An 11,746-nucleotide genomic window follows, 5' to 3' on the forward strand; every position below is an offset into this window, starting at 1 on the left:
CATGACCACTGGGGCCAACACTGACGGAGTCCACCTGCGGGGCGTTTCCGTCGAGCGGGACATGTCTGTCCAGCGGTGGGCGGATCTCCGCGAGGTGACGGCTGGCGAGCCTTGCGTCCAGTGCGGCACCGGCCTGGAGGTGGTGCGCACCATCGAGGTGGGCCATATCTTCAAACTCGGCCGCAAGTACACCGAGACGCTCGGCGTGTCCGTACTCGGCCCGGACGGCGATCGCGTTGTTCCGGTCATGGGCAGCTACGGCATCGGCGTGGAGCGGGCGCTCGCCTCCGTGGTGGAGACCCACCACGACGAGAAGGGCATCGTCTGGCCGGTCGCCGTCGCCCCCTTCGAGGCGGCCGTCGTCGTCCTCGGCACCAAGGACGAGAAGGTGGTCGAGGCCGCCGAGACGCTCTACCGGCAGCTGCAGGACGAGCGGCTCGACATGCTCTTGGACGACCGCGACAAGCGGCCCGCACCGGTGGCCACCAAGGCGCGAAGCTCGTAGACGTCGCGCGGCGTGCCGCCGTCTCTGCGGGCACCGTCCAACGTCCTCAACCGCCCCGACCGCGTCGCCGACGCCACGCGAGCGAAGGTGGAGCAGGCCATCACGGACCTTGGGTTCGTACGGGGCGGCGCCGTGCCGGAGCATGCCGCCCACTGGCGCAGGAACGGTTTTGCGACCTGGCTCTTCACGCCGGCGGTCTCCGGCTGGTACCCGAAGAAGGCCCCGCAGCAGGCCCGCCCCGTACCGCTGCTCGGCGAGCCATGGCCCGGCGTCCCGGCCCGAGGGCGCGGTGCCAGCGGCCGGGCCGACGCCTGCTGGCGCCCGATAGCCAAGGGCCTCACGCCCCACGGCCTGCGCCATACGCACCGGACCGTGATGGAGGACCTGGGTACTGAGCGGGTCCTCATGGACGAGCGCATGGGCCACATCGACGGCTCCGTTTCGGCGCGCTACGCCCACGTCACCCCGGGCATGCGCAAGCGCCTCGGACTCGGGCTGACCCAGCAGTGGGAGTCGGCGATCGACGCCCGGCTGGCCTTGTGTCCGACATCGCCGGTTCGCGCGCTAAATCATCTCCTCCGCACACGAGTGGATGCACGTACGTCGGTGAAGCCCTGACGTTGCAGCGGTGCTCCTTGCCAGTCACTGTCAGGGAGCACCGCCTCATGGACGCGTTCCCGTCGCAGCGTCAACGTGGGGCGGTCAGCCGACTCGGGCAGTTCCGGCGATTGCCTGCTGAGGGGCCAAGCGAACTGGCTCAATGGACACATGGAGATGGGCGAGCACTGGGCGTACCGCGTGAGGCCGAAGGAGCTGGGCAGCGTGGTCCGGCAGGTGGAGATCGTTCGGGTAGGCGGCCCTGGCAGGTCCGGTTGGGTCCACGTTCGGTTCCTCGAAGACGACGACGCCGGTCTGCAGGAGTGGGTCAGCTCCGGCTCTCTCGTCGCTCCGTGGACGGACGTCGAGACGTTCCGGGCGGACGACGCGGGAGAGTTGGCCTTGGCCGAGGCGTCGCGCCACGTACGCGGCAGCACGGAGTTCGAGGCCGCACGGATGATCCTCGGTTTCGTCCGTCCGAAGAGCAGACTGCGCCTTCGCCGAGGGGTGGCGGACGCAGGGGTACTGGAATTGAGCCGGCTCAACGAGACCGCACCGCTCATCGGCATGGACGCCGCCGAACTGCGCAACGACCCGATGGTGTACGAGAACCGTGACGGCACGTGCGTTGCGGGGTGGCCGGTCACCGAACGCATCGCCCGCGTGGTTGCCGGCCGCCTCGCCGACAAGATCCTTCCGGAGGTGGACCGCAAGCAGCAAGACATCGTCCAGGAGCGCGCCCAGTCCTCCTGGTACCGCTACGGCCGCCGGGACGACCGCAAGCTGGATGCGGAGGCGGCCGTCCTGAGGAACGTCCGGCAGTGGTGCGGCGAGGACAAGGCCGAGCGCTACGACGAGTTGGTCGCCCTGCGTGCCGAAGTCATCAGGCTCGGGGAACTGATTGAGAAGGCAGTCAAGGCGCTACGCGACCGCGGGCACGGCGTCATCGCCTCCACCATTGAGCGCGACCTGGGCGTCCATATCGCCAGCCTTGATCCTGACGTGCGTCGATGAGACCGCGCCACGGCTCTGGCTCCGGCTTCGGCGGTGCTGGCTGCGCCGCGGGCTTCTCCTTCTCCGGTCGGTGCGGGTGCCAGCCGTCGAGAAACGGGCGCAGCTGGTCTCCCGTCGGCTCCGCATGGAAGTTGAGCGAGGCCAAGCCCTTGCCGCTCCGGGTGGGGTCGAGCCGGTCGGCCTCCGCTCTCCCCCAAGCCGACCACTCCCGAAGCCTCTCCGTTTCGAGGGCGTTGTCCGACGTGGCGGCAGCTTCGTCCAGAGCGACGCAGAACGTCCGGATCTCACCTGCGGTCCGCCATCGCTCAAGCGCTGTGCCGAAGCGTTCGGCCCGCACCGCCTGAACCGCCTTGATCGAAGCGACGCTGACGGCGGTCTCCCACTCCCGCCGCTCGCGTTCCTCCCGCTCCGCCTCCAGACGCCGACGCTCTTCCTCCTGCCGTACCCGCTCCTCGCGCTGGCGCCGCTGCTCCGCCTCACGTTCCAGCCGAGCGCGTTCCTGCTCCTCCGCGCGCTTTTTCAACGCCCGGAAGACCGAACCGATCTGCTCCTCCAACGGCTTCTTGGCGGTGTCGGCCCACTCCTTCTTCCAGCCGTAGCTGTAGCCGGAGTTGTCGCTGACCGACAGTTCCAGTTCGCCGGACGGCTCGAACCTGTGGGCTGGAGTCACACGCTGCCAGTCGTACGTGCGGCGGCCCGGCTGCTTGGGCACGTATTGGACCTGCTTCTGCCGCTCGCGGAAGCTGACCTCGTACGTCCTGCCGTGGACGGTGACCAGCGGCCTCGGCTGTCTGCGCTTCTTGGACACCGCGATCTCCCCGTGACGGGAGAGGGCCTCCTCAGCGAGGAGCCGGAGCAGCGAGGCGACCCGGGGCAGAATCTCCTCCGAAATCTCGAAGGCGCTGTGGTCCGCCCTGACGGCGGCGATCACATCCTCGACATCGGTGATCACACGACTGCGCGCCAGCCGGATCCGGTTCCACTCGGTGTCGTCCTCGCCGGACACCCTGAGCAGACCGAGGAAGAAGTCCCCCTTCGCCCGGCCGCTGTACTTCAGGTGGTATCCGTCGGGCGCACACTGCCGCGCCGCGTCGAACGCCCTGCGGTAGCGTGCCCGCTCCTCCTGACTGGGGTTCGGGATGCGAAGGAACCGCCCGGCCTGCTGTACCTGGGCGATCAAAGCGGCTCCGACTTCCTCTGGTGACGCCCGGCGGGGCTTTGGGGCGCGCTGCGGCGCGGGCTTCTTCGCGGAAGAGGCTGCAGTCGGCTTTTGTCCTGCGCGCTGTTCGGAATCCGCCGGACGCTGCTTGCGCGAGGTCGGCTCCGGCCGGTCCGGATGATGGCCGTGCTCCAGGTAGAAGTGTCCCGCCTCGGTGATCTCCGCCTGCCACTTCCCGCCCTGCCTGGGCATGGTGATCAGGCGCCGCTCCTTGAGCGCGCGGGCGGTAGCAGAGAGCTCGGGGCTGTCCGACGTGACGGGGTCGGTTCCGTCCCCGATACGGGAGAGGAGGGTGAGCTGCCGGTTGTTTAACGGAGACCATCGATGCATGGCGATCGTCGTATCGTCTACGGCCGCTGCGGCACAAGCCGTGGGGTGAGCCTTTCGGAACGCACTCGGCGCACAGCGCGCTCGAAGGCGGAACATCACTCGCTGGGAGCCAACCGGGGAGCCGTTTCCCGCAGTCGGCTCCCAAACGGCTCCCAAGGCGGAGGCGCAAAGCACATCAGGCCCGGTGCTGATTTCTCAGTACCGGGCCTGACCTGGTGTTTCTTCAGTCGGGGTGGCGGGATTTGAACCCACGACCTCTTCGTCCCGAACGAAGCGCGCTGCCAAGCTGCGCCACACCCCGAAGCAACGGGGACTACTTTAGCCCACCGTCGCGTGGACGCGAAATCCGGTTATCGCGGGGCGGTGAGGGTGAGAAGAGTGGCCTCCGGGGGGCAGGCGAAGCGGGCCGGGGTGTAGCGGTTGGCGCCGCAGCCTGCGGAGACGTGGAGGTAGGCGCGGTGGTCGCGGGCGGTGTGGGTGGACAGGCCACGGGCGCGGGCGGTGTCGAGGTCGCAGTTGGTGACCAGGGCGCCGCGGAAGGGGACGCGGAGCTGACCGCCGTGGGTGTGGCCGGCGAGGATCAGGGGGTAGCCGTCACCGGTGAAGGCGTCCAGGACGCGCAGGTAGGGGGCGTGGACGACGGCGAGGGTGACGTCGGCGTCGGGGTCTGGGCCGCCGGCGACCGCGTCGTAACGGTCGCGCTTGATGTGCGGGTCGTCCAGGCCGGTGAGAGCGAGGTCACAGCCTTCGAGCTTCAGGCGGCCCCGGGTGTTGGTGAGGTCGGCCCAGCCAGCGGCGTCGAAGGCGTCGCGCATGCCCTCCCACGGGTTGTGGATGGCGCCCTGGACGGGTGGGTTGCCGTTGAGGCCGTGACGCCCGCTGGCCTTTTCCTTCAGGTAGCGGGCGGGGTTGCGCGGTTTGGGGCCGTAGTAGTCGTTGGAGCCGAAGACGTAGGCGCCGGGGAATTCGAGGAGGGGGCCGAGGGCGTCCAGGACGTCGGGGACCGCCTCGGGGTCGGAGAGGTTGTCGCCGGTGTTGATGACGAGGTCCGGGCGCAGTCCGGCGAGGGACTGCAGCCAGCGGGTCTTGCGGCGCTGGCCGCTGACCATGTGGATGTCGGAGATCTGGAGCAGCCGCAGCGGGCGCATGCCGTCCGGCAGGACGGGCACGGTGAGCCGGCGCAGGCGGAAGGCGCGGGGTTCGATGCCCACCGCGTAGCCGACGCAGGCCGCGCCGAAGGCGGCCACTCCCAGGGGAACTCCGTATCGCACGCGCATCCGTCCATGGTCGCAGAACGCGGGGAGGGCGGCAGGGGCGGGCCGCGTCGTGGGCCGCGCCGGTTAGGGGTGGGCGACGGCTACGGCGGCGGTGTAGCCGGTGGGGACGTGGACGTCGGTGATCGTCCAGCCGGGCAGGGCGGTGGGGGCGGGGCCGGTGCCGACGTAGTCGAGGGACGGGTCGCGGCCGAGGCCGATGCCGAGGCCCTTGAGGTAAGCCTCCTTGCGCGTCCAGGCCCGGGCGAAGGCGGCCGGGGCCTCGGCGGGGGGCGTGGCGGCCAGTTCGGTGGTCTCGCGTGGGTGGAGGGAGCGGGCGGTGGTGGTGACGGTGTCGATGCTCGGCAGCCGCTCGACATCGACGCCCACGGGCGTGGTGGCCAGGGCGATGACGGCGAGGCCGCCGGTGTGGGAGAGGGAGTGGTGAACGGCGGCTCCGGTGACGGCGGGACGGCCGTGGGGGTCGCCGCAGCCGGGGCACGGGAGGCGGGTGAACGGGATCTCGGCGGGCGGCAGCGCGAGGTGTGCGGCGAGCAGCAGGCGGAGGGCCACGTGGGAGGTGCGGTAGAGGTCGCGGTCCTGGTCGTGGAAGAACCTGGTGACGCGTTCGTGCTCGTGGGCGTCGAGGAGGTCGGGGGCGAGGCGGGCCGCTGCCTCCCGGTGGCGTTCGATGTCTACGAGCCACAGGGTGGGCGTGGCTGGCTTCGGCTGCTGTGGGGTGAACCCCGTCAAGGTGGTGGGTAGTTCGTGGGGCTCGTACGTCACGGTCGTGGTCATGTGGGGCTCCCTCCCGAGGTCGCATGCTACGGCTTCGGGTCGTAGCCCAGCGCTGGAGTCGTCCGCGCAGGGGCGGCTGCGGGCGTCGGTGCTGCGGCGTGCGGGTGAGGTCGCGGGTGGGGGCCAGGGGCAGGGCTCGGCGTCCGGGGGCGGGAGCCGCTGGTTAAGAGCGCGCGGCCCGCCGGGGGGCCTGGCACACTGAGCGCCATGACCACGCTCAAGTCCCGGCTGAAGGACGACCTCACCGCAGCCATCAAGCAGCGCGACGAGCTGCGCTCCTCCACCCTGCGCATGGCGCTCACCGAGATCAGCAAGGAGGAAGTCGCGGGTACCACGGCGCGCGAGCTCTCCGACGACGAGGTGCTGAAGGTGCTGACGCGCGAGGCGAAGAAGCGCCGGGAGGCGGCCGAGGCGTTCGAGCAGGGTGGCCGCACCGAGTCGGCGCGGCGCGAGCGCGCCGAGGGCGAGGTCCTCGCCGGTTACCTCCCCGCCCAGCTGTCCGACGAGGAGCTGTCCGCGCTGGTTCAGGAGGCGATCGCGGAGACGGGAGCCGAGGGCCCCAAGGCGATGGGCGCCGTGATGAAGGTCCTCACCCCGAAGGTCGCTGGACGTGCCGAAGGCGGGCGCGTAGCCGCCGCCGTGAAGCAGGCCCTGGCGTCCTGACGCGGACGTCCGCCCCCGGTGCCCGGCAGCGGGGGCGGACGTCGCCAGGGAGCTGAGCGACCACGCCCGGCGCTCCCTGGCGGCACCACACCCGCACCCGGTGCCCGGGCTGCCGGGCTGCCGGGCTGCCGGGCTGCCGGGCTGCCGGGCTGCCGGGCTGCCGGGCTGCCGGTAATCGTCCGATTTCCCTGCGCCGCACCTGGCCCTTTCCTAGGGTCGTCGTATGAGCGACGACCCCGCTGACCACCTAGACGCGCTCGACGGGCAGAGCCGCTCGTTGCGGGAGCTGGCGGGAGACGCCGTCTGGCAGGCGCTGTTGCGGCACGGTCGGCCGCATCGCCGTCCGCCGGGAGCGGTGCTGCTCCGCCAGGGCGACGGCGGGACGCACGTGCTGGCCCTGACCAGCGGGGTGGCGAAGGTGGTGCGGACCGAGCGCAACGGCAGCGAGCGGCTGTTGGCCTTCCGGGGCCCGGGTGAGCTGCTGGGCGAGATGGCGGTCCTGGATGACCATCGGCGGCAGGCGACCGTCACCACCTTGTCGCACTGTGCCGTCGCCGTGATCGACAAGGCCCCGTTCCTCCGCTTCGTCGCCGGGCACGACCTCGATCGCGTGCTGACCCGTTACGCCTGCGGGCGGCTGCGGGAGTCCGACGCGGCGCGGTCGGGCGGTGAGGTGTTGCCGCGCCTGCGGTGGGTGCTGCACCGACTGGTCGAGCTGTCGGGACCGCCAGCGGGCGGGCGCCGTGCGGTGGAGCTAGCCCTGACGCGCGACGATCTGGCCCTCTACCTGGGCGTCAGCCGCAACACGGTCAGCGCGAAGTTGACGGAGCTGGAGGGCTGCGGGGTGCGGGCCCGCCGGGGACGCGTCGAGGTGCTGGATCTCGACGCTCTGCGCGGCACCCCCTCCTGCACCCCCTCCGGCACCCCCTCCGGCACCCCCTCCGGCACCCCCTCCGGCACCCCCTCCGGCACCGTACCCGCGTAGTCCACGTGACGCGGGTCACTGCCGCTGCGCACTGAGCGTGCGGAACGCCGGGCGCGTCTGCTCGAACCTCGTGGAGGACGGCGAGCACGCGCCGCCCGGGGCCGCAGCCCGCGGTACCCCTTCCGCCCCGAAGGGACGAGCATGGACCACCCGCACCCCGCCCGCCCGGCACACTCCGGCGACGACGCCCGCCCGTACACCGTCAGCCGTCCGCTTCCTCCGTACCGGGGGCTGGTGGCCGTGGACGCCAAGGACTTCACCGGGCACGCCTCGATCGAGCACGGCGCGATCAGCGAGGCGATCCAGGACGTCCTCCGGCTCGCCTTCAAGCGCGCCGATATCGCCGACGTCTGGCATGACCGCCGGTTTCCCAACTCCACCGGGGACGGTTACGTCTTCGGCTTCGACCCCACGCTGATGCCGTTCGTCATCCACCCGTGGCTGAGCACCCTTCAGGAGGTGCTGACCGACTTCAACGTGCACGCCGCCGGGACGGCGCGCATCCGGCTGCGCGTCAGCCTGCACGTCGGCCCGCTGCCCGACGCCGGAAGCGCGTTCGACGGCAACGGCACCCCGCGCAACGACACGCACCGGCTGCTGGACTCCCGTCCGGTGAAGGCCGTTCTGGCCGCGTCCAGCGCGTACGTGACCCAGGTGGCCGCGATCCTCTCCGACCGCTGCTACCAGGACGCGGTGGCCAGCGGCTACACCGGCCGTCACCCGGATCACTTCATCGAGGTTCCGGCCACGGTGGAGGGCAAGAGTTTCGCGCAGCGGGCGTGGCTGCACGTGCCGGCGCCGTCGGGGCCGCTGTACGACCGCCGCGTCCTGGGCGACCGGGTCATCGACGACCAGCAGGCTCCCGACTCCGGCGACGGCCAGCGGCGCCCGGAGCGGCGAACCGCTGCGCAGCGCCGGACCGTCGTGTACCGGGCGGACCACGGAAACGTCAACTCCGGTACGGTGCACGGCGGACAGCGCGTCCACAACGGCGATGTGCGCGGTGACGACGTGCGCGTGGAGTCGGTCGGCGGAGACTTCGTGCGCGGAAACTCTGTGCGCGGGGACTCGGTGCGCGGCGGCAAGGCGGGGACCGTCTACGGGAACCAGGGCGACACCTTCCACGGCGACCAGCCCGAGGACAGGCGGTGAGCGCCGGAACCGGGTACGTCGCGGCACAGGCCGGGGAAGCGGCACCGCCCGTACCGCAGACCGAGGGTCCCGCGCACCCAGCTCCGCAGGACGGGCCGTGGGACGGCGACGCCTTCGACGACGTGGCCGAGGAGGACGCGTTCGCCACCCACCCCGGCCTACCCCCCTGGGACCGGCTGGGCGCCGGGCCGCACCCCGTCATGATCTACGCCAGCCAGAGCAACATCAACGCGGGCTCGCTCCACGGGGACCAGCGGGCCGTGAACAGCGGTGGCGCGGGTGAGAGCGGCGGCCGTTACGTCGAGGTGCGCGAGGGGCCGGTGTCCGCCGGGGAAGCGCACGACGCGCTGGTGGGCTTCGCGGAACCGCGCTGGTTCGACGCCGCGCTCACCACACTCGACGACCACGTCACCTTCCTCGTCGGCGAACCGGGCACCGGGCGGCGTACGGCCGCGCTCAACCTGCTCAGCCGGCGCGCCGCGCCGGAGCCAGAGGTGTGGGCGGTGGACAGCGACACGGACCTCGCCGCGTGGCGTCCGCCCCAGGTACGGGGACGCGGTTACCTCGTGGACGGCCTGTTGCCCAGTCGGCTGCCCGGCCCGGCGGCGCTGGGACGGCTGCGGCGGTGGCTGGCGGAAGACGGGGCGCACCTGGTGATCGTGCTGCGGGAGGACCCTGGCGTGCTCCGCGCGCTGGAACACGACCTGCACGTCCGGCCGGTGCGCTGTACGCCCGCGCCACCCCACGCGGTGTTCGACGCGCGGTTCCGGGCCGCCGTGCCCGGTGCCGATGAGCGTCAGCGCCTCGTCGCCGCGCTGGAGCCCGGCTTCCTCGACACCCTGCTGTCCGCCTCGCTGACGCCCGCTGAGGTAGCGGAGCTGGTCGCCACCGTGATCGCCGCTGACGGCGGCCCCACGGCGACCGACGACATCCGCGACCGGCTCAGCTTCCTGGCCGAGAACGAGGTCCCGGACCTGCTCACCGTCCTGCGGGAGGACCCCGACGGGCTCGCCTTCCTGCTCGCCGCCTGCGTCTTCGAGGGGCTCGATCACCGCATCGTGCGGGAGGAGGCCCAGCGCCTGCTCGACCTGGCCGACGGCCGCCTCGATGCCGTCCTGCCCCCGCCGGAGGGCGGCGGGGACGCCGCGTCCCAGCCCGGCCCGCCGCGCCCGCGCCCGAACCCAGGGTTCGCCCTCCGCCGGTCTCTGGACGAGCAGTTGCGCACCGTGCGGGCACGGCGGGCGCCCAGGCAGGTCGTCCGGGCGCCCGGCGGGTACACCTACGCCGTGGAGCCGGTGTGGTTAACCCGGCACCAGCAGGGGGAAGCCGTGCTGCGGCACGTGTGGCGTCAGTACGGGCAGGCCGCCGGTCTGCTCACCGAGTGGCTGAACGAGACGTCCCGCGACGCGGATCTGGTGCAGCCGGTGGGCCGTCTGATGGGGCTGGCCGCTCAGTGGGGCGGCGGACGCCGCGCCCTGGCCCACATCCGCACCCTGGCCTGGTCCGATCGCGACACCAGCCGCAGGATCGCCGCGGCGGCGCTGGGTATCGCGGCGTCCGAACCGGTGCTGGCCAGCGAGGTGAAGCATCACGTCGAAGCCTGGGGCAGGCAGCGGCAGGGCTGGCAGGCGCGCTGCACGGTGGCTCACGCCTGCGGCGGCGCGTACGGGCTGACGCGTCCCGCCCATGCCATGCGGCTGCTGCACCACGTGCTCGTCCGCACCGGTGACGCACCTGAGCACACCGTGCGCCGGGCGGTCCGCCAGGCCCTGGGAGCGCTGTTCGACGCCGGTCACCCCGCCACCGTCTTCCGGCACCTGACCTCCTGGGCGGCCGAGCCCGGGCCGCCGGCCGACCTGGCGATGACGGTGCTGCCCACCCTGTTGCGGCGTGGGGCGTGGTGGTGCGAACAACTGCTGGACGGTGGGGAGTGCGCCGCCGACATCGTGGACCTCACCCGCCGCGCCCTGGGCGACGACGACCTGTTCGCCCGCACCGCGTCCGCCGTCGTCAGCTGGTGCCGCCCGGGCTTCGCCGACGACAGACAGCACGAGGCGGCGCGCGTCCTGCTGACCGCGCTGGCCCAGCGCTGGGAGCACGGCGTGCTGCGTCTGTTCGTCGTGCTCGACCAAGATCCCGAACCCGACCTGGCCGCCCGCGACCTCGTCCGGGCCGCGCTGGACTCCTGGCGCCACGGCCGAACCCCCTCCAGCACCCTGCCTTCTCCAACCGGGAGCGCACCGTGACCGTGGACGACCAAACCCTTCTGTACCGCGACGCAACCCACGCACCGTGGCGGGAGATCCTGCGCCAACGCTGGTCCGGACGCCGGGACCGGGCCCTGGTCCTGCGCGACGCCCACGGCGATCACGTCCTGCTCGGCGCGGGGCGCCGAAGCCGCGACACCGTGGACCCGGGCACCTTCCGGGAGACCGCTCCGCCCCGGCTGTGGGGACGGTAGGCGCACGCGTTTCACGTGAAACTCAGCGAGCAGCTGGCCACCCGGGGCATTTCCCTGCCCACCCAGTACGGTGCCCGGTCGCTGGACCTCCGCGTCCAGTGGTGGGTACACGACCCGGTACAGGTGGTGCTCACCCGTACCCGGTCCGGCTGGGACGCCGTCCGCCGGGACCTGGACCAGCGGCTGCGGGAGCTGAAGGGAGAGGTGAAGCCGGACCTGAACTCCGGCCTGAAGGAGACCGCCGCCCCGGCACCGAACGCCTGGACTCCGCCGACTCTGCACGCCCACCTCGGTGACGCCTGCCGGCTCGACGCCGTGGGCCTCACATACCGCGTCACGGACGTGGCGTCCCGGGAACTCCACGGCGACCTGCGCCTCGGCCACCACCAGGAGGAGCTGCCCTTCTCCTGGGCAGCCAACAGCCAGGCGGAGTACGACTTCTGCCTGCAGGCCGTCCGTACCGGCCCGGTGGCCCTGGCCGCCCTGTGGCTGTTGCGCCACCCCGACCAGGTGAACCAGGTACTCGACTGGACGGCCCGCAACCCCTCCGCCCTCCAGGCGGAGACGCGGTGGCAGGACGAGATCGCCGCGCTGCTCGGCAGGCTCTCGGAGCAAGAACAGCGGGAACTCTCCACGCTTCTGCGCGACCGGCTCGCCGCCGCCGGACGCCACGTGCCACGGCCCACCGCCTTCGCTGGCCCGCCTAGCGCGCCGCACTTCCCACCACCACGGCCCGGGAGCAACGGCGTGCGCGCGGCCGGTGGCTGAG

At 72.1% G+C, this 11,746-nt stretch carries 10 protein-coding genes, 1 tRNA gene and 2 pseudogenes; 9 read left to right on the plus strand and 4 right to left on the minus strand.

Annotated features, from left to right (window positions below; genetic code table 11):
• The 3 genes and pseudogenes from JJV70_RS22990 to JJV70_RS20170 all read left to right on the plus strand — a co-directional run.
• A pseudogene (locus JJV70_RS22990) lies at nucleotides 1-505 on the plus strand (aminoacyl--tRNA ligase-related protein); the annotation flags it as partial.
• Nucleotides 454-1,123, plus strand: a pseudogene (locus tag JJV70_RS20165) (LacI family DNA-binding transcriptional regulator); the annotation flags it as partial. The pseudogenes JJV70_RS22990 and JJV70_RS20165, both read left to right, overlap by 52 nt.
• A gap of 150 nt (nucleotides 1,124-1,273) precedes the next feature.
• Nucleotides 1,274-2,116, plus strand: a complete 843-nt coding sequence (locus JJV70_RS20170; protein WP_219049450.1) for a PE-PGRS family protein — start codon at nucleotides 1,274-1,276, stop codon at nucleotides 2,114-2,116.
• On the opposite strand, the gene JJV70_RS20175 is transcribed toward JJV70_RS20170, so the two are convergent.
• The 4 genes from JJV70_RS20175 to JJV70_RS20190 all read right to left on the minus strand — a co-directional run bounded on the left by JJV70_RS20175 (nucleotide 2,046) and on the right by JJV70_RS20190 (nucleotide 5,716).
• Entirely contained in the window at nucleotides 2,046-3,761 is a 1,716-nt protein-coding gene (locus JJV70_RS20175; protein WP_257574274.1) for a PE-PGRS family protein, read from the minus strand. The two genes, JJV70_RS20170 and JJV70_RS20175, sit on opposite strands and share 71 nt — an antisense overlap.
• A 131-nt stretch (nucleotides 3,762-3,892) precedes the next feature.
• Nucleotides 3,893-3,966, minus strand: a tRNA-Pro gene (locus JJV70_RS20180).
• A gap of 49 nt (nucleotides 3,967-4,015) precedes the next feature.
• Complete coding sequence (locus JJV70_RS20185) at nucleotides 4,016-4,942, minus strand: metallophosphoesterase (RefSeq protein WP_219049451.1); 927 nt, start codon at nucleotides 4,940-4,942, stop codon at nucleotides 4,016-4,018.
• Between the two features lie 63 nt (nucleotides 4,943-5,005).
• Nucleotides 5,006-5,716 (minus strand): 4'-phosphopantetheinyl transferase superfamily protein, encoded by a 711-nt coding sequence (locus tag JJV70_RS20190; protein WP_219049452.1) that lies wholly within the window; start codon nucleotides 5,714-5,716, stop codon nucleotides 5,006-5,008.
• A 207-nt stretch (nucleotides 5,717-5,923) separates the two neighbouring features.
• On the opposite strand from JJV70_RS20190, the gene JJV70_RS20195 reads away from it, so the two are divergent.
• From JJV70_RS20195 to JJV70_RS20220, 6 genes are all read left to right on the plus strand, one after another.
• The gene (locus JJV70_RS20195; protein ID WP_219049453.1) at nucleotides 5,924-6,379 is read left to right on the plus strand and encodes a GatB/YqeY domain-containing protein; all 456 of its coding nucleotides are present in this window, start codon (nucleotides 5,924-5,926) and stop codon (nucleotides 6,377-6,379) included.
• Nucleotides 6,380-6,602: 223 nt separating this feature from the next.
• Entirely contained in the window at nucleotides 6,603-7,364 is a 762-nt protein-coding gene (locus tag JJV70_RS20200; RefSeq protein ID WP_257574275.1) for a Crp/Fnr family transcriptional regulator, read from the plus strand.
• Nucleotides 7,365-7,505: 141 nt separating this feature from the next.
• A complete protein-coding gene (locus JJV70_RS20205) occupies nucleotides 7,506-8,516 on the plus strand; it encodes a hypothetical protein (protein WP_219049454.1) in 1,011 nt (336 codons plus the stop codon).
• Nucleotides 8,513-10,762, plus strand: coding sequence for a hypothetical protein (locus JJV70_RS20210; protein WP_219049455.1), 2,250 nt, complete (start codon nucleotides 8,513-8,515; stop codon nucleotides 10,760-10,762). The genes JJV70_RS20205 and JJV70_RS20210 overlap by 4 nt, the downstream gene beginning before the upstream one ends.
• Complete coding sequence (locus JJV70_RS20215) at nucleotides 10,759-10,977, plus strand: hypothetical protein (RefSeq protein WP_219049456.1); 219 nt, start codon at nucleotides 10,759-10,761, stop codon at nucleotides 10,975-10,977. Before JJV70_RS20210 ends, JJV70_RS20215 begins: the two co-directional genes overlap by 4 nt.
• 15 nt (nucleotides 10,978-10,992) lie before the next feature.
• The gene (locus JJV70_RS20220; protein ID WP_219049457.1) at nucleotides 10,993-11,745 is read left to right on the plus strand and encodes a hypothetical protein; all 753 of its coding nucleotides are present in this window, start codon (nucleotides 10,993-10,995) and stop codon (nucleotides 11,743-11,745) included.
• The last annotated feature ends 1 nt before the right edge of the window (nucleotide 11,746 follow it).

Source organism: Streptomyces sp. JJ66 (assembly GCF_019303495.1).
GTDB lineage: Bacteria > Actinomycetota > Actinomycetes > Streptomycetales > Streptomycetaceae > Streptomyces.